The sequence below is a fragment of the Pseudomonas sp. LAM2023 genome (genome assembly GCF_016620375.1).
GTDB lineage: Bacteria > Pseudomonadota > Gammaproteobacteria > Pseudomonadales > Pseudomonadaceae > Aquipseudomonas > Aquipseudomonas anuradhapurensis.
Genome location: NZ_JAENHV010000014.1, coordinates 30,827 through 50,442 on the forward strand (window position 1 = coordinate 30,827; position 19,616 = coordinate 50,442).

Genomic DNA, 19,616 nt, shown 5'->3' on the forward strand with positions numbered 1-19,616 from the left:
AGGCGGCATTTGCGCCCTCCAGCTCGAGTCCATACCCCTGTCGAGGCCGCCAGCAAGCGGCCTCGCTCTTGAAGATGAGAATATCGGAATGACCCTGAAGACCATCGAAGGTACCTTCATCGCCCCCAAAGGTCGCTATGCTTTGGTGGTTGGCCGCTTCAACAGCTTCGTAGTCGAAAGCCTGGTAAGCGGTGCCGTTGATGCCCTGGTACGCCACGGTGTCAGCGAAAGCGACATCACCATCATCCGTGCCCCGGGCGCGTTCGAAATCCCGCTGGTGGCACAGAAAGTCGCCCAGCAAGGTGCCTATGACGCGATCATCGCCCTGGGCGCAGTGATCCGTGGCGGTACCCCACACTTTGAATACGTAGCGGGCGAATGCACCAAGGGCCTGGCCCAGGTGTCCATGGAGTTCGGTGTTCCGGTGGCCTTCGGCGTGCTGACCGTCGACTCCATCGAGCAAGCCATCGAGCGTTCCGGCACCAAGGCCGGTAACAAAGGTGCTGAAGCTGCCCTGTCCGCTCTGGAAATGGTCAGCCTGCTGGCGCAGTTGGAGGCCAAGTGATTAGCGACGAAAGCGATCGTTTCAACCCGCGCGATCCAAAACCTGCGGATGCCGGCAAGCCGTCGAAGAGCGCCAAGCGCCGCGAGGCCCGCAAGCTCGCGACCCAGGCGCTGTACCAGTGGCACATGGCGCAGCATTCGCTGAACGAGATCGAAGCGCAATTCCGGGTCGATAACGATTTTTCCGATGTCGATGGCGCCTATTTCCGCGAGATCCTGCATGGGGTCCCGGCGATCAAGAGCGAAATCGACAGCGCCCTGAAGCCATGCCTCGACCTGCCGCTGGAAGAGCTCGACCCGGTCGAGCTGGCCGTGCTGCGCCTGTCCACCTGGGAGTTCATCAAGCGCGTCGACGTACCGTACCGCGTGGTGATCAACGAGGGTGTCGAGCTGGCCAAGGTGTTCGGTGCCACCGACGGCCACAAGTTCGTCAACGGTGTGCTGGACAAGCTGGCGCCGAACCTGCGCGAAGCAGAAGTCAAGGCGAACAAGCGCTGATCCTGGCGCCGCTAGCCCATGGGTGAGTTCGAACTGATCAACCATTACTTCGCCGCCGCGCCTTGTGCGCAAGGTGGCGAGGGCGTGGCGCTGGGTATCGGCGACGACTGTGCCCTGCTGGACCTTCCCCCTGGCGAGCAACTGGCGGTGTCCACCGACACCCTGGTGGCCGGCGTGCATTTCCCTGCGGTGTGCGATCCGCTTCTGCTGGGCCAGCGGTCGTTGGCCGTGGCGGCCAGTGACCTGGCGGCCATGGGCGCGACTGCCATAGGCTTCACCCTTGCGCTGACCTTGCCCGACGTCGGCCCCGACTGGCTCGAGGCATACGCCAACGGCCTCAGCCGCATGGCCCATCGCTGCCGCATGAGCCTGATCGGCGGTGACACCACCCGTGGCCCGTTGAGCATCACCGTGACCGTATTCGGCCGTGTGCCCGTCGGCCAGGCCTTGCGCCGCAGCGGCGCAAGGCCTGGCGACCTGCTGTGCGTGGGCGGTTCGCTGGGCAAGGCCGCCGGTGCGTTGCCGTTGGTGCTGGGTGAGCGACAGGCGCCTGCTGAGCAGGCCAAGCCGCTGCTGCGCCACTACTGGGCGCCGATGCCGCAGTTGACCCTCGGCACCTGGCTGCGAGGCCGCGCTACGGCTGCGCTGGATATCTCCGACGGCCTGCTCGCCGATTGTGGCCATATCGCCAAGGCATCCGGGGTCGCCCTCGAGGTGAACCTGGCCCAGGTACCAGTGTCTGCTGAGGTGGAGGCACTACTGGGTCGTGAGGCCGCACTGCAGGCGGCGCTTAGCGGCGGCGATGACTACGTGCTGGCCTTTACCCTGCCGCGTGAAACACTTGCGCCGCTGACGGGCCTGGGTTTCATCGAAGTGCATGTCATTGGCCGTGTGGTCGAAGGGCAGGGCGTGACCTTGCGCGATGCGCAGGGCCGTGACATCACCCCCGCACAACGCGGCTACCAACATTTCAGGGAGACACCGTGACCGATCACCCCAACCAGGTGCCTGCGGAGTTCGTTCCGCCCTCGGTCTGGCGCAACCCATGGCACTTCATTGCCTTTGGTTTCGGCTCCGGCACCTTGCCCAAGGCCCCGGGTACCTGGGGCTCGCTGGTCGCAATCCCGTTCATCCCGCTGTGGCAGATGCTGCCCGACTGGGGCTACTGGCTGCTGCTGGGCGTGAGCATGCTGTTCGGTTTCTGGCTGTGCGGCAAGGTTGCCACTGACCTGCGTGTGCATGACCATGAAGGCATCGTCTGGGACGAAATCGTCGGCATGTGGATAACCCTCTGGCTGGTGCCGGAAGGCTGGCAATGGCTGCTGGCAGGGTTCCTGATGTTCCGCTTCTTCGACATCCTCAAGCCGTGGCCGATCCGCTGGGTCGACCGCCACGTACATGGGGGTGTCGGGATCATGCTCGACGATATCCTGGCCGGTGTGTTCGCCTGGCTGGGCATGCAGGTGCTGGTGTGGGCGGTTGCCTGATTCGCCGGCGGTTGCCGACGCTGCTGCTGGCCATGCTGCTCAGCTTTGCGCCGTGGCTAGCGGCTGCCGAGCGGGTACCCGCTCAAATTCACCTGGTCAGCGAGCAGTGGCTCGACTACACCAACGCCGACGGTACCGGGGTGGCCTGGGATGTGCTGCGCAAGGTGTTCGAGCCGGCCGGGGTCAAGGTGCTCGCCCAGAGCGTGCCCTATAGCCGGGCGGTCGGGCTGGTCAAACGCGGCGAGGCGGATGCCTGGGTGGGGTCTTACAAGGAAGAGAACGCCGACAACCTGTATCCGCGTTGGCACTTCGACATGGACCACATCTACGCCCTGGGCCTGGCCAGCAAGCCCGTACCTACCCTGGAGAACATAGGCCAGTATCGTCTGGCCTGGGTGCGTGGCTACGACTTCGGCAGCTACCTGCCCAATATCCAGGATTCCCGCGAAGTGCAGCGCCGCGAGAGCATTCTGCCGATGCTCGAACATGACCGGGTGGACTTCTACATCGATGCGGCGGCCGAAGTCGATAACGTGCTCGGCCGGGCTTCCCAGCCCGAGCGTTTCCGCCGCACCCACATCGCCGAACTGCCGCTGTACCTGGCTTTTGCCCGCAGCGACAAGGCCAAGGCCCTGCGTGAGCTGTTCGACAAGCGCATGGCCGAGCTGGTGCGCAGCGGCGAACTGAAACCGATTTTCGAACGTTGGCAGCAGCCGTATCCGTTCGGTCCGGGCAGCAAGCCGCAATAGTGCCGAGGCAGAGCGCCTCAGCATCATGGCTGCTCCCTGCTAAGCATCGAACTTTTCGATCTTACCCCACGGTATTCAGCCAGCGCACAGCCCTCAACCTGCTGATACAATCGGCCCACGAGAAATTTCCTACTTATTCCAGGAGCACAACGTGCCCGTCGTCTTTGTTGCCGCCTCTAAACTCCCGACTCCCTTCGCGACCTTCACCATGCATGGTTTCCTCGACGAAGCCACGGGCCGTGAGCATGTGGTGCTCAGCCTGGGTGACATCGCGGACGGCCAGCCGGTGCTGGGGCGCCTGCACTCCGAGTGCCTGACCGGCGATGCCCTGTTCAGCCAGCGCTGTGACTGTGGCTCGCAACTGGAAGCGGCGTTGCAGGCCATCGCCCGCGAGGGCCGCGGCGTGCTGCTGTACCTGCGCCAGGAAGGCCGTGGCATTGGCCTGCTGAACAAGATCCGCGCCTATGAACTGCAGGATGGTGGCGCCGATACCGTCGAGGCCAACGAACGCCTGGGCTTCGCCGCCGACCAGCGCGACTACGCCATGTGCCTGCCGATGCTGGAGCACCTGGGGGTGAAGTCGCTGCGCCTGATGACCAACAACCCGCGCAAGGTCAAAGCCCTGACCGACATGAACATCGTCGTCGCCGAGCGCGTGCCGCTGCACACCGGGCACAACCCGCACAACCGCTATTACCTGGCAACCAAGGCCGGCAAGCTCGGTCACATGCTGGGTAACGAGCACCAGGGCGAGGTGCCCCAGGCGTGACCCGCGCCGAGGTCAAGCGGCGTCTGGCGCTGGCGTGGTGGCAATACCTGGCGGTGGGCCTGGTGCCGCTGCCGGTCATGGCCTGGGCCTTTGGCGGTGGTGATGCGCTGGTGCCGGTGCTGGCCATGCCGCTGTTCATTGGCGGCGCGGCGACCATGTTCCTCAGCCTGCCGCGCTTCGCGGCCTACAAGCGCGCGTTGATTGCCACCTCGCAGGTGCTGGGCACTGGCGAAGAGCCCGCCGCCTGGATCGAGCTGGCGCGGGTACGGCGCCTGGCCATGCTGTATGCCTGCTTCCCGGCCTGGGTCGCTGCGCTGTCGGTGTTGGTCGGCCTTGAGGCGGTGCCGCAGATCCTGCTGGCGTTGTCCACCGTGGTGGTGCTTTACCTCTACCGCATTCCGCGCCAGCTCGGCTGACGCCTGCTGCCTGGCCCGCTGGGCAGATGCTCGAAGCGATGGGGCACCGATGTGCTAGCGCGCGCTGGCGTCCAGGTGAGATTCGGCGAGGGCTGCGCCCTCGATCGCGACACAAGGCCGCTCCTACAGGAAGGCGCAGCCCTCGGTCGCGGCGCAAGGCGCATCAGGAAGGCGCAACCCTCGTTCGCGATGCAAGGCGCATTCCTGTAGGAGCGGCCTTGCGTCGCGATGGGCCGCAAGGCGGCCCCAGGGGGATTACAGCCCGAGCCTGGCCATCCGAGCCTTCACCGAAGCCTCGATCCCGGCCGCATCCAGCCCACACTCAGCCAGCATCTGCGCCGGCTTGGCATGCTCGACGTAGATGTCCGGCAGCCCCAGATGCAGCAACGGTTTCACGATTGCCTGGCTGGCCAGGAACTCGCCGACGGCAGCCCCCGCACCGCCCATGATGGCGTTTTCTTCGATGGTCACCAGCAGTTCATGGCTAGCAGCCAGCTCCAGCACCAGCGTCTCGTCCAGCGGCTTGACGAAGCGCATGTCGACCACCGTGGCGTTGATCTGCTCAGCCACCTGCATGGCCTCGGCCAGTTGCACGCCGAACACCAGCAAGGCGACTTTCTCGCCCTGGCGCCGCACGATACCCTTGCCGATCTCCAGCGGTTCCAGGTCGCCGCTGATCGGCGCGTTGGGGCCGGTGCCGCGCGGGTAGCGTACCGCCGCCGGGCCGTTGTACAGGTGGCCGGTGCTGAGCATCTTGCGCAGCTCGTTCTCGTCGCTCGGGGTCATCACCAGCATGCCCGGGATGCAGCGCAGGTACGACAGGTCGTAGCTGCCCGCGTGGGTCGGGCCGTCTTCGCCGACCAGGCCGGCGCGGTCGATGGCGAACAGCACGTCGAGGTTCTGCACCGCCACGTCGTGGATCAGCTGGTCATAGGCGCGCTGCAGGAAGGTGGAATAAATCGCCACCACCGGCTTGCTGCCCTCGCAGGCCATGCCCGCCGCCAGGGTCACGGCATGCTGCTCGGCAATCGCCACGTCGAAGTAGCGCTCCGGGTAGCGTTCGCTGAAAGCGACCAGGTCGGAACCTTCCTTCATCGCCGGGGTAATACCCACCAGGCGCTTGTCGGCAGCGGCCATGTCGCATAGCCACTGGCCAAACACGGCGGAATACTTGGGCCCGCTGGCTTTTTTCGGCGCGGCGGGCTTGTCTGCTGGTTCCAGCTTGGTAATGGCGTGATAGCCGATCGGGTCAAGCTCGGCGGGGGCGAAGCCCTTGCCCTTCTTGGTGACCACGTGCAGGAACTGCGGGCCCTTGAGGTCACGCATGTTGCGCAGGGTGGCGATCATGGTTGGCAGGTCATGACCGTCGATCGGGCCGATGTAGTTCCAGCCCAGCTCTTCGAACAGCGTACCCGGCACCAGCATGCCTTTGGCGTATTCCTCGGTGCGGCGGGCGATTTCCCAGGCGCCTGGCAGGCGTGACAGCACTTTCTTGCTGCCTTCGCGCATGCTCGCGTAGGTGCGGCTGGAGAGGATCTTGGCCAGGTAGTTGGACAGGCCGCCGACGTTGCGCGAAATCGACATGTCGTTGTCGTTGAGGATCACCAGCATGTCGGCGTTGACTTCCTGGGCGTGGTTCAACGCCTCGAAGGCCATGCCGGCGGTCAGCGCGCCGTCACCAATCACCGCGATCGACTTGCGCGCGCTGTTTTGCAGACGGGCGGCAATGGCCATGCCCAGCGCGGCGCTGATCGAGGTGCTGGAATGGCCGACGCCGAAGGTGTCGTACTCGCTCTCGCTGCGGCGCGGGAAGGCGGCGATGCCGTCTTTCTGGCGCAGGCTGAGCATGCGCTTACGGCGCCCGGTGAGGATCTTGTGCGGGTAGGCCTGGTGGCCGACGTCCCACACCAGCCGGTCGTCCGGGGTGTCGAAGACGTAGTGCAGGGCGATGGTCAGCTCGATGACGCCCAGGCCGGCACCAAAATGCCCACCGGTCTGGCCCACGGTGTAGAGCAGCTCCTGGCGCAGTTCGTCGGCCAGGGTCTCCAGGTCGGCTTCGGCCAGCCGGCGCAGGCCGGCAGGCGTGTCGGCGCGGTCGAGCAACGGCGTGACCGGGCGTTCGCGGGGGATCTCTTGAAACGTCGTGGGCATCAGGCGAGTCGTTATAGGTGTGTAAGACGCGGCAGTTTACCCCATTGTAGGAAATACTGCCCATTCAGACGGGTGTCGCATGGGCCTGCTTTGCAGCCCATCGCCGGCAAGCCAGCGCGCACAGGGTATTCAGTTTTCTAGCCACTGAGGCGTCTGTGGCCGCTGGCTTGCCGGCGATGGGCCGCACCGCGGCCCCAATCAAATCAGTTGCGGCGCTCGACGATATAGCGCGCCAAGGCTCGCAGCGGCTCGGCTTTTTCGCCAAAACCATCCAGTGCGAGCAGTGCCTGGTCGCGCAGTTCGATGGCATAGGCCTTGGCCGCCTCCAGGCCCAGCAGCGCCGGGTAGGTCGGCTTGTCGCGGGCGATGTCGGCGCCCTGACGCTTGCCAAGGGTGGCGGTGTCGCTTTCCACATCGAGGATGTCGTCCTGCACCTGGAACGCCAGGCCGATGGCCTGGGCATAGGCCTGCAAGGCATCCAGTTGCGCCTGTTCGGCGCGGGCGCTGGCCAGGGCGCCCAGGCGCACGCTGGCTTCGATCAGCGCACCGGTCTTGTGCCGGTGCATGGACTCCAGCGCCTGCTGGTCTAGCTTCAGGCCCACCGAGCCGAGGTCGATGGCCTGGCCGCCGACCATGCCGGCCGGGCCGGCGGCCTTGGCCAGCGCCTGGACCATGGCCAGGCGGATGCTGTCGGCCTGCGGGCTCAGGCGTGGGTCGAGCAGGGCGCTGAAGGCCAGGCTCTGCAAACCATCGCCAGCGAGGATGGCACAGGCTTCATCGAAGGCCTTGTGAGTGGTTGGCTGGCCCCGGCGCAGGTCGTCGTCGTCCATCGCCGGCAAATCGTCATGCACCAGCGAGTAGGCGTGGATGAGCTCTACCGCACAGGCCGCGCCGTTGGCCTGTTCGGCCGGGGCGCCCAGGGCTTCGCAGGCCGCATAGACCAGCAACGGGCGCACGCGCTTGCCGCCGTTCATCACGCTGTAGCGCATGGCGGCGTAGAGGCGCTCGAGTTCCCGGGTGGGGGCGACGAACAGCGGCTCGAGTGCGGCGTCGACCCGCGCCTGGCAGTTGGCCTGGTAGGTGCCGATCATGCTTCCGGCTCCGCGTCGAAGGGCTGCGCGGCCAGCTCGCCGTCGCGTTCCAGCAGGATCTGCACCTTCTGCTCGGCCTGGGCCAGGGCGCCTTGGCAATCACGGGTCAGGGCGATGCCTTGCTCGAAGGCGGCCAGCGACTCTTCCAGCGACAATTCGCCGTTCTCCAGGCGCTCGACCAGGGCTTGCAGGTCTGCGAGGGATTGCTCGAAATCGAGGGAGGCTTTTTTGCGGGCCATGGCGACTGTCTCGGTGGCATTCAGAACGGCGCGACACTAGCAGAGCGGGGCGGGGGGAGCAAACTTCCGGCCACCCGATCGGCTAACGCCGTCAATTGTGTAGGAGCGGCCTTGTGTCGCGAAAGGGCCGCACAGCGGCCCCACGATGTCAGCGCAGATGCACAAATTGCTGGGGCTGCTTTGCAGCCCTTTCGCGACACAAGGCCGCTACAGGCACTGTGTCCCGGTGCGGGATCAGGCTGGCTCTGCTTCTAGCTCCAGCATGGCCTCACGGTACTGCGCCAGTTCCTCGATGGTCAGCACCGGCAAATTGTACTGCCGTGCATACACCGCCACCTGCTCGCCGCGCGCCATGCTGCCATCGGGATTCATCAGCTCGCACAGCACCGCCGCCGGGCGCAGGCCGGCCAGGCGCGCCAGGTCCACCGAACCTTCGGTGTGGCCACGGCGGGTCAGCACCCCGCCATTGCGCGCGCGCAGCGGGAATACATGGCCCGGGCTGACGATATGGCGCTGCTCGGCAGTAGAGCGCAGCGCCGCGCCGATGGTGGTGATGCGGTCCTGGGCGGAAACCCCGGTGCTGATTCCTTCGGCCGCCTCGATGGTGACGGTGAAGCCGGTGCCATGGCGAGCCTGGTTGTTCTGCACCATCGGTGCCAGCTGCAGCTCGTCGACGGTGGCTTCGTCCAGGCACAGGCAGACGATGCCGCTGCAATCGCGAATCATCATGGCCATGGTCTGCAGCGAAATGTTCTCGGCGGCGGCAATGATGTCCGCTTCGTCCTCGCGGTCGTCATCGTCGAGCAGCAGCACAGGGCGCCCGGCCTGGAAGGCGGCGATGGCGGCGGCAACATTGGGAAATTGTGGGTGGTGCTGGGTGGACATGAAACGCTCCTCGTGAATGATCGATGAACGTCTCGGGGCGAACCAAATGCGCGCGCAGGGGCGCCCGGATGGCCCCTGCCTGACGCCTTCTTTCATCCGGACTATGACCGTCGGCCCTGGAATTGCACCAGATCTGCTGACCCCCGGCATGGCCGGGGCGCTCGCGGGCTCATCTTTCGATTTACCGCCGGTGGGGACTTTCACCCCGCCCTGAAGACCGGCCAAGCATACCGCACCTCGCCACCCCGCTGGCAACCCACGGCGCTACGACCTTTGGCGGTATCATGCCGGCATGGCCTTTCAGGAACAGCCCCATGGACATTCTCCAGGTTGCCGGCGGCAAGCCGGTCAAGTTATGGACCGATGGCGTGCCGGTCGAAGACGACGCCCGCCGGCAATTGCTCAATACCGCCAGGATGCCGTTCATCTTCAAGCACCTGGCGGTGATGCCGGACGTGCATCTGGGCAAAGGCTCGACCATCGGCAGCGTGATCCCGACCGTTGGCGCGATCATCCCCGCGGCGGTAGGGGTAGACATCGGCTGCGGCATGATCGCCGCGCGCACCTCGCTGCATGCCCGCGACCTGCCGGACCATCTGCACGGCCTGCGCAGCGCCATCGAGCAGGCGGTGCCGCATGGCAAGACGTTCGGCAAACATGACCAGGGCGCCTGGGCCGATGTGCCAGCCCAGGCCGACCAGGCCTGGGGGCGGTTGGCCGGGCGGTTCAAGGCCATTACCGACAAGTACCCGCGCCTGGCGAAGACCAACAACCGCCAGCACCTGGGTACGCTGGGGGGTGGCAACCACTTCATCGAGGTGTGCCTGGACGAGGCCGACCGTGTCTGGTTCATGCTGCACAGCGGCTCGCGGGGGGTGGGCAATGCGATTGGCAACCTGTTCATCGAACTGGCCCAGGCCGACATGCGCCAGCACCTGGCCAACCTGCCAGACAAGGACCTGGCGTACTTCGAGGAAGGCAGCCGCCATTTCGCCGACTACGTGGAAGCGGTGGAATGGGCGCAGGACTATGCCCGGCAGAACCGCGAGCTGATGATGCTGGCGGTGGTCGGGGCAGCCCGCAAGGTGCTGGGCAAACCGTTCGAGGCTAGCCTGGAAGCGGTGAACTGCCACCACAACTATGTGCAGCGCGAGCAGCATTTTGGCCGCGAAGTGCTGGTGACGCGCAAGGGCGCGGTGTCGGCGCAGAAAGGGCAGCTAGGCATCATTCCTGGGTCGATGGGGGCCAGGAGCTTCATCGTGCGGGGGCTGGGTAACGAGGAATCGTTCTGTTCCTGCAGCCATGGCGCCGGCCGGGTGATGAGCCGGACCAAGGCCAAGAGTCGCTTCACCGTGGAGGACCAGCGACGGGCCACGGCGCATGTGGAATGCCGCAAGGACAAGGAGGTGATCGACGAGATCCCGATGGCCTACAAGGACATCGATGCGGTGATGCGCGCGCAGCAGGAATTGGTGGAGGTGGTGCACACCCTGCGCCAGGTGGTGTGTGTGAAGGGCTGACGGGGGTATTCCTGCACTGGCCTCTCGCGGGTAAACCCGCTCCTACAGGGGCTCCACAGGCTTCAAGATTTGCACGGTACCTGTGGAAAAGTTCAGTGTTTAAGACCTGCACAGTACCTGTAGGAGCGGGTTTACCCGCGAAGAGGCCGGCACAGGTCTACTACGTAATGCCTTCGATCGCGCAACGGCATGAATCGCTGATAATCAGATTTTTCCCGTTGCGTGTAGGCCATTTCTGAAATAGCTTCCTACCGCCTTTGCGCCATTGCGGTGGTGTTCTCAGCGACCTAGTCTGGCCCCGTCGTTGCCAAATCAGCGACCGGGCCTGCAAGCCCGCAGACGATTCAGTACCGCTTTCCAAGTTGCCGCGTGCCGGCGATTTCGGTCAATGGTGGCTGCGTGCGGGAGATCTTCGGATCTGCCGGTTTATCGTCTGTCCGGTCTTGCAGACCCGTACGTAGCCGCCACCCATCAACTGCAAGTGATGTCGTGGCTGTCCCTTCGGAACAGACGAGATTACACCATGCTCAAGATTGTCCCCGATCCACCCCACGATATTCATGCCCTTGAAGACACCCTGATCCAGGCCACGGACTATGCGCTGTGCGCTGCGACCGTCGTGCGCCAGGCAATGCTGCTGCAGCCCAAGTCACCGGCATCGATCCTGATGATGACCTCGATGCATGAGCTGGAGACGCTGCGGGCTTTGCTGGAGACGGCACTGGTTCAGGTGCAGATGCCTACAGAGCCCAGGATTTTGCACTAGGCATTAGTGATGTGTTTTCTGGGCTGGCCTCTTCGCGGGCATGCCCGCTCCCACAGGCTCACCACAGGCCTCAAGGCTTGCACAGTACCTGTGGGAGCGGGCAAGCCCGCGAAAGGGCCGGCCCGGAGAGTCGAGAACTATCAGGGAATTCAACAATGACTACCGACGACACCCAATTCACCGTCGGCAAGACCACCTTCTACCAAGGCGAAAACGGCACCCACCCACTGTTCCGCATCGAGCCCGGCATCCCGTGCGAGGACGCCCGCGAGCAGGCCTCGGAACTGATGGGCTATGTCCGCGAGTTGACCATCACCGGCCTGATGGATGAAAAACCGATGATGATCTGGGCTGCGCACTACCTGAGTGCGATGGCCAAGGCGCTGATGGATGATGCTGAGCTAGGCATGAGGCACTGAAATGAGAGGCCTGCTTCGGACCGAGCGGCCTTCAGTTCCCATGGGTGTGCGCTTTGCCATCACGGTGCATATGTGTCTTCGGAACTGGGTTGCCGGGCGCTGGGTGATGCGCTTCTGAATTGCCCATTGCGTGGTGGCCCGCGCGCTCAGGCGCGTGGCTGCCGTGCTGGCCTTCATGGTTGTGCATTTGGCTTTCGCCACCGCCATGCTGGTGGCCGCTGCTGCTCGCTACCAGCGCGTTGTACTGCTGGGTATCGAGCTTGGGCAATTGGTCGAGGAAGGCCACGATGCCCCAGATGTATTCATCACCCATGCTTTTGCCCCAGGCCGGCATGCCAGTGGCCTTGATGCCATGCTTGATGATCCAGAACGCTGCGGCAGGGTCGCCGCCGAGGCCACGGGTGGCCAGGTTGGGCGGCGAGGGGTACAGCGCCTGGCTGAGCTCGGTTTTCTCCACGCCCGGGGCCAGGTGGCAACCGATGCACATGGCATTGTAGTTGCCCGCGCCAGTACGGATCAGGGCTTCGTCTTGCAGGTCGGGCACTTCGATGTCGTTGGCACGTACCGCAATGGAACGGTCCCGGGCCATGGCCAGAAAGGCATGCACGGCGGGGAAGTGCGGGTCATCGGCGCCGACGTTGACCAGGCCGGAGTAGGCGGCACCCAGCACTGCCGCGCTGGTCAGCACGCCAGCCATGACAAGCGTTGTTATTGTTTTCTTCATGTCAGGGTCTCAAAACCACATGCGGATACCGGCGACGAAACGCGCTTCATCCACATCGCCACCCTCATCCCGGACGAAGTCGGCAGTTTTGCCATAGGAACGTTTCCAGGTGATGCCGATGTAGGGAGCGAACTGGCGGACAATCTCGTAGCGCAGGCGCAGCCCGACCTCGGTATTGGCCAGGCCGGAACCTACGCCGCGCTCAGGGTCGTTCTTGCCGTAGAAGTTGGCTTCAGCGGTTGGCTGCAGGATCAGGCGGTTGGTCAGCAGGATGTCGTAGTCGCCTTCCAGGCGAGCAGCAGCCTGGCCGTTCTCGCCAATGAATGCGGTGGCTTCGGTCTCGAAGTCGTACAGTGCCATGCCCTGGATACCGAATGCCGCCCAGGTCTGGGGCGATTCGGGCTTGAAGTCCTGGCGCACCCCGGCAACCACATCCCACCAGGGGCTGACCGAGCGGCCGTATAGCAACTGCAATTCGGCATCTTCGCTGACGCCGTTGGTGCGTTCGCCTTCGGAGCGGATCCACAACCGGTTAATATCGCCACCTATCCAGCCGGATGCATCCCAGGCCAGGGTGCTGCCTTCGTCCGCATCCTGGTACTCCAGCTGATCCAGCAGCAGGAAGCTGTTGATTGCGCTGTCGTGCATCTGGTGCCCACCCAATGGCGGACAGGCTGCCTGGCGGTCTGCATCCGTCAACACCGGGATCGGGGTACGGCTGGTTGTCGTCGGCGCCTCTGCCGAGCCGTGGTTCATCGTCGAGTGGTCCATGCCATGCATGCTGCCGTGGTCCATCTTGCCGTGGTCCATGCCCTGCATGCTGCCGTGGTCCATCGTGCCATGGTCCATGCCCTGCATGCTGTCATGGTCCATCTTGCTGTGGTCCATGCCCGGCATCGAATCGTGCGACGAGCCGCTATCCATCGGCATGGCATCGTGCCCCATGGCCGAATGGTCCATTGCCCCGGCGGCGAAGCTGGGCGCAGTGCCCAGCATGCCCAGGGCAACGCCCAATGCCAGTAGCGATGGTCGTGCCAGGCTATTGAGCATCGTTCCCTGCCTTAGCTTTATCGCTGCCATGCGATTCCATCATCTTGCCGTGGTCCATGCCTTGCATCGCGCCATGGTCCATTCCCTTCATGGTGCTATGGTCCATGCCTTTCATGGCGTCATGGTTCATACCCTGCATATTGCCGTGGTCCATGCCTTTCATGGCGCCGTGGTCCATGCCCTGTGCGCCTTTGGCGTTTGCAGCATTGGCCGGTTGTTTGCTGGTGTCGCCGGACCACGAGGAGGGGGCATGGACAGCAAGCAGGCCCGCCATCGCGGCAGAGAGGAAAAACGCGCTTCGTTTCATGGCTTTGCTCATCTCGGATCTCCAGTTCATTCGTCCACACGGACTTCTCGGAACATGCCCATTTCCATATGGAACAGCAGGTGACAGTGATAGGCCCAACGCCCCAAGGCATCTGCAGTGACGCGATAGCTGCGTTTCGAGCCAGGCGGCATATCGATGGTGTGCTTACGCACCATGAAGTTGCCGTTGTCATCCTCCAGGTCGCTCCACATGCCATGCAGGTGGATGGGGTGAGTCATCATGGTGTCGTTGACCAGGGTGATACGCAGGCGCTCGCCATACTTCAGGCGCAGTGGCTCGGCATCGGAAAACTTGATGCCGTCGAAGGACCAGGCGAATTTTTCCATGTGACCGGTAAGGTGCAGTTCGATTGTGCGCCCCGGCGCGCGGCCGTCCGGGTCAGGGAAGGTGCTGCGCAGGTCGGCATAGGTGAGCACGCGACGGCCATTGTTGCGTAGCCCAATCCCGGGATCGCTCAGCTTTGGCGTCGGCGACATCGTCTGCATGTCGACCAGCGGGTTCTTGGTCTCGGAGGCCGGGTGGCGCTGCATGGCGGCGCTTGTGCCGGTCATGGCGCCGTGGTCCATGCCGGCCATGCTGTTGTGGTCCATGCCGGCCATGCTGTCATGGTCCATACCGCCCATGTCGCCATGGTCCATGCCCATATCGTTCATCGAGATGATGGGGCGTGGATCCACGGTTGGCACAGGCGCCTGCAAGCCCTCGCGGACAGCCAGGGTGCCCCTGGAATACCCGGTACGGTCCATGGACTGGGCGAAAATGGTGTATGCCTGCTCGCTTTCAGGCTCGACGATGACGTCGTAGGTTTCGGCAACGGCGATGCGCAACTCGTCGACCGAAACAGGCTTGACGTGCTGCCCGTCTGCCGCGACAACGGTCATCTTCAGGCCGGGAATGCGCACGTCGAAATAGGTCATGGCAGAGCCGTTGATGAAGCGCAGGCGGATTTTCTCGCCCGGCTTGAACACGCCCGTCCAGTTACCGTCCGGCGCCTGGCCATTCATCAGGTAGGTGTAGGTGTAGCCACTCACGTCTGCGAGGTCGGTGGGGCTCATCTTCATCTCGGCCCACATCTTCCGGTCGGCTAGCGCAGCCGACCAGCCCATTTCGCTGACGTCGTTGACGAAGTCACCCACCGTGCGCTTGTGGTAGTTGTAATAGTCCGACTGCTTCTTGAGCTTGGACAGCACCCGGGCAGGGTCTTCGTCTGTCCAGTCGCTGAGCATCACCACGTAGTCCCGGTCGTAGCTGAACGGCTCGGGCTCTTTCGCATCGATGACCAGGGCGCCGTACACCCCAACTTGTTCCTGGAACCCGGAGTGGCTGTGGTACCAGTAGGTACCATTCTGCTGGACCTTGAACCGGTACTCGTACATGCCGTCGGGGGCGATGCCGTGGAAGCTCAGGCCCGGCACGCCGTCCATGTTGGCCGGCAGGATGATGCCGTGCCAGTGGATGGAGGTGTCCTGCTGCAAACGGTTACGCACACGCAGGGTGACGGTGTCGCCTTCGCGCCAGCGCAGAATGGGCCCGGGCACGGAGCCGTTGATGGCCATCGCCGTGCGCTTGGCGCCGGTGAAATTCACCGGCAGTTCACCGATGTACAGGTCAAAGTCGGTGCCCGTCAGTACATTCGGTTGGCCAGGGCTGGTCACCGCCCAGACCGGCGCGCGCCACATGCCCAACCCGCCAAGCAGTCCGGTAGCGGCCAGGCCTTTGACGAAGGAGCGTCTCGTGGTTTTGCTTTGCATGCCGTTGCGTCCAGTCAGTCGATAATTTTTCGATAAGCACCAACAGACTGCAGGCTAGCCGGCCCGCGCTGTCAACTGGCTGAGCGCTACATTACTTTTTAGTCAGCTTGCGCAGGCGAGGCGTGCACGCGCAGCCTTGAAGGCAGGGAAGGAATTTCAGGAGGGCATTAAAAAGCCGGCTTGTGGCCGGCTTCTCGGGGACGCTTCCGACTAATTTTTGGTAAGCCGCAATCGCCTTAACTGTGTGGCCATCAAGGCCTGAAAGAATTGGCAGATGCCCGTGTGGGACATCGCCGAGCCCTCTGGACCGCGGCATGCGCCGGTCGGGGCTGAATGTGCGGCGTAGCATACAAGGGCGCGCGCGGGATGCCCAGCAAAAAATGGAACAGGTTGTTTCAGCCAGGCCGTTGCTGGCGAAAATGCGACCAGTGGAAGACCCAGCCGAGGATTTCCAGCCCCTGCGCCTGGCGCTGCACGGTGGTATAGCGTTCGACCGCGTAGCTGCGCCGGTCAAGGCTGTGCAGGTACAGCGTGCCGTGCTGGCCGAGGCTGAGGTTGTTCACCCGGAGCGTGCCATTGTGCAGCAGGGCATAGGTTTCGCCCTCAACCACCTGGGTCATGCCCAGGTCGATGGCAAGGGTGGCCTGCTGCGGCATCAGTGGGGCCATGTTGCCGGCGGGCATGGCCAGGCAGATGGCGTTTTCGGCTTGCACGCCGAGGCTTCTCAGCGCTTTTGCGGGCAGGCACAGGTGCCTGCCGGGCACGGGCGACAGCAGGCCGCTGTGCAATTCGTAAAAGGGCAGCTTCAACACCCGGCCCCCTCGCGCCGACAGCGGCGTGGGCAGGTTGCCGGGCGCTGGCGCCGGGGAATGGTTGCGCGGGATCGGGTTGAGGTGCTTGGGCCCTTCACCGGTGCGCAACCAGCGACGATGTACGCAGAACAGGTCGGCCAGTTCGTCCAGCCGGGCCAACGGCACACCGCGCTTGAACCAGTTGTTGACGTGCTGGGGTGTGACGCTGCGCTGGGCGGCGAAATCGGACGGGGTAAGGCCACATTCGTGGAGGAGAGCTTTGAGGCGGTCACCGGATGTGTTCATGGCGGCGAGTGTAGCGGCGCGGTGCCAGCAAGGATATCAACCGGATGTTGATGAGGTCTGTGTGAAAACAGCGATTTGTAGGGCGTTGGAGTAGGACGGTGTAGGATTTTTTACTAAGCGTCGCACTTGCCACAGGCCGCCTCCACAGCCCCCTGGGCCAGCCTCCAAGCATAAAAAAACCCCGCCGAGGCGGGGTTCTTCGTGCAACCGGTATCAGCCCTTGTAGGCAGCCACCGACTTGGTGATCGCGGCACGAGCGGCGTCGGCGCCTTCCCAGCCTTCGATCTTGACCCACTTGCCCTTTTCGAGATCTTTGTAGTTGGCAAAGAAGTGCTCGATCTGCTGGATCAGCAGGGCTGGCAGGTCGGTGTATTCCTTCACGTCGACGTACAGCTGCGACAGCTTGTCGTGAGGAACAGCGATGACCTTGGCGTCGCCGCCGCCGTCGTCGGTCATGTTCAGTACGCCAACCGGACGGGCGCGGATAACCGAACCAGGGGCAACCGGATAAGGGGTAACGACCAGCACGTCCAGCGGGTCGCCGTCGTCAGCCAGGGTGTTCGGGATGAAACCGTAGTTGGCTGGGTAGAACATCGGGGTAGCCATGAAACGGTCGACGAACAGGGTGTCGCTGTCCTTGTCGATCTCGTATTTGATCGGCGCGTGGTTGGCCGGGATCTCGATGGCGACGTAGATGTCGTTCGGCAGGTCTTTGCCCGCCGGAATCTTGCTGTAGCTCATTGGGCAGTGCCCCCGTGTTTGACCAAAAAAGTGGCGGCGATTATAGGCACATTCTGCCGGGGCATGCCACGCCTGGCCTGATGTGCGGCCCCGTCAGGCGTGGCTTGCGCGGTAGTCCGGGTGTTCGGCCTGCAGCCGGCACAGGCGCGCCAGCGGGTCCTGGCGGTAGAACTGCGACAACTGGTGGTAGACCTTTGGATAAGCCTGCTGCAGCAGGTCGGGGGCACTAAAGAAGTATTCGCTGGTGACGGCGAAGAACTCGGCCGGGTTTTCCGCTGCATAAGGGTCGATGGCGGTTTCGGCGTCGGGGTCGTTGTCCAGCTGGCGGTTGAGGTCGTCGTAGGCCTGTTGCATGGCGCTGGCCCATTCCTCCACAGGCATGCCGTTGTGCAGCGGCGGCAGGCCGTTGGCGTCGCCATTGAGCATGTCGAGCTTGTGCGCCAGCTCATGGATGACCAGGTTGTAAGCCTCCCAGCCGCCACTGGCCAGTACGCCATTCCAGGCCAGGATGACCGGGCCTTGCTGCCAGGCCTCGCCGCTGTGTTCGCCATCCCAGACGTGTTCCACGCCACTGGCATCGCGGTGGCGTTGGGGGCTCTTGAAGTCGTCGGGGTAGAGGATGATCTCGTGGAAACCCTGGTACCAGTTCAGCTCGCCCAGGTGCAACAGAGGCAACTGCGCCTGGGCCGCCAGCAACAGGCGCTGCTCGTCGTCCAGTTCGACGCCGGGCAGGCAGGTGAGGTGTTTGTCCAGCAGGAACAGGATGCAGGCTTCTCGCAGCCAGCGGTCTTCTGCTTCAGTGATGCCGTCCAGCATCGGCAGGCGCGCGCGCACGGCCTGCCATTGCTGGGGGGCGATGGGGTAGCGCGCCAGGGTGCGCTTGCGCCGCCAGGCGCTGAACGACCACATCGGCCAGCTTCAGTGAGCCTTGGCCGTACGGCCCAGGCGGCCACGCAGCAGGCCCAGGATCATCGGCACCAGCGACAGGAGGATGATACCCACCACCATCAGCGACAGGTGCTGCTTGATGAATGGCACGTTGCCGAAGAAGTAACCCAGGGTTACCAGGCCTCCGACCCACAGCAGCGAACCGGCAACGCTGAAGCCGAGGAAGCGCGGGTAATGCATGTGGGCGATGCCGGCGACGAAGGGCGCGAAGGTGCGCAGGATCGGCAGGAAGCGCGCCATGGTCACGGTCTTGCCGCCGTGGCGCTCATAGAAATCGTGGGTGCGCTGCAGGTAATCGCGGCGGAAGATCTTCGAGTTGGGCTTGTTGAACAGGCGTTCGCCAACCGTGCGGCCGATCACATAGTTGGTGCTGTCGCCGAGGATCGCTGCAGCCATCAGCAGGCCGGCCAGCAGCAACGGGTCCATGCCGCCACCGGCGGCCACGGCGCCAGCAATGAACAGCAGCGAATCACCAGGCAGGAAGGGCATGACCACCAGCCCGGTTTCGCAGAAGATCACGGTGAAGAGGATGGCGTAGATCCAGGGACCGTAATTGGTGACCAGCAGATCGAGGTAGGCATCGAGATGCAGGATAAGGTCCAGCGGGTTGAAATCCATGTACAGCACCTGTGTTCTTGGGGCGTAGGCTCGGTTACCTGGCGATGGGTAAAATTTCACACATGACAGGTGGGCCATTATACGGCGAAGTCGGGAACATGCCCGGGGAGTTTGTAGCGGGGGGTTACGGCAGGGGAGTCCTGTTCCGGCCTCTTCGCGGGCACGCCCGCTCCCTCAGGGATATCACCGCTTCCTGAGGCTGTGCTGTACCTGTGGGAGCGGGCGTGCCCGCGAAAGGGCTGGAACAGTCAATCCTGATTGATCGGCAGGATATAGCTCTTGAACTCGTTATCCTCACGAAACCCGATGGACTCGTAAGTCTTGTGCGCGACCTCGTTGTCCGCGCTGGTTGACACCCGCATGCGCACGGCGTTGGTTTCCTTGGCCATCTTCTTCGCCTCGCGCATCAGGTGGTCGGCCACCAGCATGCGCCGCGAATCCTCGGCCACATAGATGTCGTTGAGAATCCACACCCGCTTCAGCGACAGCGACGAATAGCTCGGGTAGAGCTGGCAGAAACCCAGCAGCTTGCTGTCGTCGTCATCCGGCAAGGCCAGGTAGATCACCGACTCATCCCGCTTCAGGCGCTTTTCCAGGAAGCTGCGCGAGCTGTCGGGGTAGGGAAGCTGCCCGTAGAACTCACGGTATTTGACGAACATCGGCGTGAGCAGGTCGAGGTGTTCCAGGGTTGCCTTGATTATGCGCATGTGCGGCCCTCAGAGTCCATTAGGGGAAACAGCGGATTGCCAGCAGCTTTCCTGGGCATGCTGCCCAATGCGCGGCGCAAGTGCAATCCGCCTTCCGT

General features: G+C 63.7%; 23 protein-coding genes and 1 riboswitch. Of the genes, 10 read left to right on the forward strand and 13 right to left on the reverse strand.

Annotated elements, in window-relative coordinates; all coding sequences use genetic code 11:
* The first annotated feature begins 88 nt into the window (after positions 1-88).
* The 7 genes from ribH to JKP78_RS05310 all read left to right on the forward strand — a co-directional run bounded on the left by ribH (position 89) and on the right by JKP78_RS05310 (position 4,483).
* On the forward strand, positions 89-565 hold the full coding sequence (gene ribH, locus JKP78_RS05280; RefSeq protein ID WP_003255395.1) for a 6,7-dimethyl-8-ribityllumazine synthase: 477 nt from the start codon (positions 89-91) through the stop codon (positions 563-565).
* A complete protein-coding gene (nusB, locus tag JKP78_RS05285; protein ID WP_170028057.1) occupies positions 562-1,062 on the forward strand; it encodes a transcription antitermination factor NusB in 501 nt (166 codons plus the stop codon). The genes ribH and nusB overlap by 4 nt, the downstream gene beginning before the upstream one ends.
* An 18-nt stretch (positions 1,063-1,080) precedes the next feature.
* Positions 1,081-2,049, forward strand: a complete 969-nt coding sequence (thiL, locus tag JKP78_RS05290; protein ID WP_200626186.1) for a thiamine-phosphate kinase — start codon at positions 1,081-1,083, stop codon at positions 2,047-2,049.
* A complete protein-coding gene (locus JKP78_RS05295) occupies positions 2,046-2,549 on the forward strand; it encodes a phosphatidylglycerophosphatase A family protein (RefSeq protein ID WP_170028059.1) in 504 nt (167 codons plus the stop codon). Before thiL ends, JKP78_RS05295 begins: the two co-directional genes overlap by 4 nt.
* 32 nt (positions 2,550-2,581) lie before the next feature.
* Positions 2,582-3,298, forward strand: coding sequence for a substrate-binding periplasmic protein (locus tag JKP78_RS05300; RefSeq protein WP_186689753.1), 717 nt, complete (start codon positions 2,582-2,584; stop codon positions 3,296-3,298).
* Positions 3,299-3,449: 151 nt separating this feature from the next.
* Positions 3,450-4,067, forward strand: coding sequence for a GTP cyclohydrolase II (gene ribA / locus JKP78_RS05305; RefSeq protein WP_003260612.1), 618 nt, complete (start codon positions 3,450-3,452; stop codon positions 4,065-4,067).
* Positions 4,064-4,483, forward strand: a complete 420-nt coding sequence (locus JKP78_RS05310; RefSeq protein ID WP_186689714.1) for an MFS transporter — start codon at positions 4,064-4,066, stop codon at positions 4,481-4,483. Before ribA ends, JKP78_RS05310 begins: the two co-directional genes overlap by 4 nt.
* A 255-nt stretch (positions 4,484-4,738) precedes the next feature.
* On the opposite strand, the gene dxs is transcribed toward JKP78_RS05310, so the two are convergent.
* The 4 genes from dxs to ribB all read right to left on the reverse strand — a co-directional run bounded on the left by dxs (position 4,739) and on the right by ribB (position 8,849).
* A complete protein-coding gene (gene dxs / locus JKP78_RS05315) occupies positions 4,739-6,634 on the reverse strand; it encodes a 1-deoxy-D-xylulose-5-phosphate synthase (RefSeq protein WP_200626187.1) in 1,896 nt (631 codons plus the stop codon).
* 203 nt (positions 6,635-6,837) lie between these two features.
* Entirely contained in the window at positions 6,838-7,725 is an 888-nt protein-coding gene (gene ispA, locus JKP78_RS05320; RefSeq protein ID WP_186689711.1) for a (2E,6E)-farnesyl diphosphate synthase, read from the reverse strand.
* Complete coding sequence (locus tag JKP78_RS05325) at positions 7,722-7,964, reverse strand: exodeoxyribonuclease VII small subunit (protein ID WP_003255380.1); 243 nt, start codon at positions 7,962-7,964, stop codon at positions 7,722-7,724. Before JKP78_RS05325 ends, ispA begins: the two co-directional genes overlap by 4 nt.
* 234 nt (positions 7,965-8,198) lie before the next feature.
* On the reverse strand, positions 8,199-8,849 hold the full coding sequence (gene ribB, locus JKP78_RS05330) for a 3,4-dihydroxy-2-butanone-4-phosphate synthase (RefSeq protein WP_200626188.1): 651 nt from the start codon (positions 8,847-8,849) through the stop codon (positions 8,199-8,201).
* Between the two features lie 80 nt (positions 8,850-8,929).
* Positions 8,930-9,071, reverse strand: a riboswitch (FMN riboswitch).
* A 92-nt stretch (positions 9,072-9,163) separates the two neighbouring features.
* On the opposite strand from ribB, the gene JKP78_RS05335 reads away from it, so the two are divergent.
* The 3 genes from JKP78_RS05335 to JKP78_RS05345 all read left to right on the forward strand — a co-directional run bounded on the left by JKP78_RS05335 (position 9,164) and on the right by JKP78_RS05345 (position 11,554).
* Positions 9,164-10,369: an RtcB family protein gene (locus tag JKP78_RS05335; protein ID WP_200626189.1), complete on the forward strand. Its 1,206-nt coding sequence runs from the start codon at positions 9,164-9,166 to the stop codon at positions 10,367-10,369.
* Between the two features lie 523 nt (positions 10,370-10,892).
* The gene (locus tag JKP78_RS05340) at positions 10,893-11,135 is read left to right on the forward strand and encodes a hypothetical protein (RefSeq protein ID WP_186689707.1); all 243 of its coding nucleotides are present in this window, start codon (positions 10,893-10,895) and stop codon (positions 11,133-11,135) included.
* Positions 11,136-11,290: 155 nt separating this feature from the next.
* Positions 11,291-11,554 (forward strand): DUF3077 domain-containing protein, encoded by a 264-nt coding sequence (locus JKP78_RS05345; RefSeq protein WP_200626190.1) that lies wholly within the window; start codon positions 11,291-11,293, stop codon positions 11,552-11,554.
* Between the two features lie 31 nt (positions 11,555-11,585).
* On the opposite strand, the gene JKP78_RS05350 is transcribed toward JKP78_RS05345, so the two are convergent.
* The 9 genes from JKP78_RS05350 to JKP78_RS05390 all read right to left on the reverse strand — a co-directional run bounded on the left by JKP78_RS05350 (position 11,586) and on the right by JKP78_RS05390 (position 19,518).
* Positions 11,586-12,278 carry a c-type cytochrome gene (locus JKP78_RS05350; RefSeq protein ID WP_186689705.1) on the reverse strand — a complete coding sequence of 231 codons (693 nt, stop codon included), beginning with the start codon at positions 12,276-12,278 and terminating at the stop codon, positions 11,586-11,588.
* Positions 12,279-12,287: 9 nt separating this feature from the next.
* Positions 12,288-13,328, reverse strand: coding sequence for a copper resistance protein B (locus JKP78_RS05355; protein WP_200626191.1), 1,041 nt, complete (start codon positions 13,326-13,328; stop codon positions 12,288-12,290).
* Complete coding sequence (locus JKP78_RS05360; RefSeq protein ID WP_186689701.1) at positions 13,318-13,665, reverse strand: hypothetical protein; 348 nt, start codon at positions 13,663-13,665, stop codon at positions 13,318-13,320. The genes JKP78_RS05355 and JKP78_RS05360 overlap by 11 nt, the downstream gene beginning before the upstream one ends.
* A complete protein-coding gene (locus JKP78_RS05365; protein ID WP_200626192.1) occupies positions 13,662-15,407 on the reverse strand; it encodes a copper resistance system multicopper oxidase in 1,746 nt (581 codons plus the stop codon). Before JKP78_RS05365 ends, JKP78_RS05360 begins: the two co-directional genes overlap by 4 nt.
* Before the next feature lie 395 nt (positions 15,408-15,802).
* Entirely contained in the window at positions 15,803-16,504 is a 702-nt protein-coding gene (locus tag JKP78_RS05370) for a LexA family transcriptional regulator (RefSeq protein WP_170028075.1), read from the reverse strand.
* 213 nt (positions 16,505-16,717) lie between these two features.
* Positions 16,718-17,245, reverse strand: coding sequence for an inorganic diphosphatase (gene ppa / locus JKP78_RS05375; protein WP_003255365.1), 528 nt, complete (start codon positions 17,243-17,245; stop codon positions 16,718-16,720).
* A gap of 93 nt (positions 17,246-17,338) precedes the next feature.
* Positions 17,339-18,154 (reverse strand): zinc-dependent peptidase, encoded by an 816-nt coding sequence (locus tag JKP78_RS05380; RefSeq protein ID WP_170028076.1) that lies wholly within the window; start codon positions 18,152-18,154, stop codon positions 17,339-17,341.
* Between the two features lie 9 nt (positions 18,155-18,163).
* A complete protein-coding gene (locus JKP78_RS05385) occupies positions 18,164-18,811 on the reverse strand; it encodes a DedA family protein (protein ID WP_170028077.1) in 648 nt (215 codons plus the stop codon).
* Positions 18,812-19,059: 248 nt separating this feature from the next.
* A complete protein-coding gene (locus JKP78_RS05390; protein ID WP_170028078.1) occupies positions 19,060-19,518 on the reverse strand; it encodes a GNAT family N-acetyltransferase in 459 nt (152 codons plus the stop codon).
* Positions 19,519-19,616 lie beyond the last annotated feature (98 nt).

Coding starts and splice junctions, on each gene's coding strand:
- JKP78_RS05390 (WP_170028078.1), bottom strand. CDS start 19,518: ATGCGCATAATCAAGGCAACCCTGGAACACCTCGACCTGCTCACGCCG.
- JKP78_RS05365 (WP_200626192.1), bottom strand. CDS start 15,407: ATGCAAAGCAAAACCACGAGACGCTCCTTCGTCAAAGGCCTGGCCGCT.
- ribB (WP_200626188.1), bottom strand. CDS start 8,849: ATGTCCACCCAGCACCACCCACAATTTCCCAATGTTGCCGCCGCCATC.
- JKP78_RS05360 (WP_186689701.1), bottom strand. CDS start 13,665: ATGAACTGGAGATCCGAGATGAGCAAAGCCATGAAACGAAGCGCGTTT.
- JKP78_RS05350 (WP_186689705.1), bottom strand. CDS start 12,278: ATGAAGAAAACAATAACAACGCTTGTCATGGCTGGCGTGCTGACCAGC.
- JKP78_RS05345 (WP_200626190.1), top strand. CDS start 11,291: ATGACTACCGACGACACCCAATTCACCGTCGGCAAGACCACCTTCTAC.
- ribH (WP_003255395.1), top strand. CDS start 89: ATGACCCTGAAGACCATCGAAGGTACCTTCATCGCCCCCAAAGGTCGC.
- JKP78_RS05370 (WP_170028075.1), bottom strand. CDS start 16,504: ATGAACACATCCGGTGACCGCCTCAAAGCTCTCCTCCACGAATGTGGC.
- thiL (WP_200626186.1), top strand. CDS start 1,081: ATGGGTGAGTTCGAACTGATCAACCATTACTTCGCCGCCGCGCCTTGT.
- ppa (WP_003255365.1), bottom strand. CDS start 17,245: ATGAGCTACAGCAAGATTCCGGCGGGCAAAGACCTGCCGAACGACATC.
- ispA (WP_186689711.1), bottom strand. CDS start 7,725: ATGATCGGCACCTACCAGGCCAACTGCCAGGCGCGGGTCGACGCCGCA.
- JKP78_RS05380 (WP_170028076.1), bottom strand. CDS start 18,154: ATGTGGTCGTTCAGCGCCTGGCGGCGCAAGCGCACCCTGGCGCGCTAC.
- JKP78_RS05355 (WP_200626191.1), bottom strand. CDS start 13,328: ATGCTCAATAGCCTGGCACGACCATCGCTACTGGCATTGGGCGTTGCC.
- JKP78_RS05340 (WP_186689707.1), top strand. CDS start 10,893: ATGCTCAAGATTGTCCCCGATCCACCCCACGATATTCATGCCCTTGAA.
- JKP78_RS05335 (WP_200626189.1), top strand. CDS start 9,164: ATGGACATTCTCCAGGTTGCCGGCGGCAAGCCGGTCAAGTTATGGACC.
- JKP78_RS05300 (WP_186689753.1), top strand. CDS start 2,582: ATGCTGCTCAGCTTTGCGCCGTGGCTAGCGGCTGCCGAGCGGGTACCC.
- JKP78_RS05385 (WP_170028077.1), bottom strand. CDS start 18,811: ATGGATTTCAACCCGCTGGACCTTATCCTGCATCTCGATGCCTACCTC.
- dxs (WP_200626187.1), bottom strand. CDS start 6,634: ATGCCCACGACGTTTCAAGAGATCCCCCGCGAACGCCCGGTCACGCCG.
- JKP78_RS05325 (WP_003255380.1), bottom strand. CDS start 7,964: ATGGCCCGCAAAAAAGCCTCCCTCGATTTCGAGCAATCCCTCGCAGAC.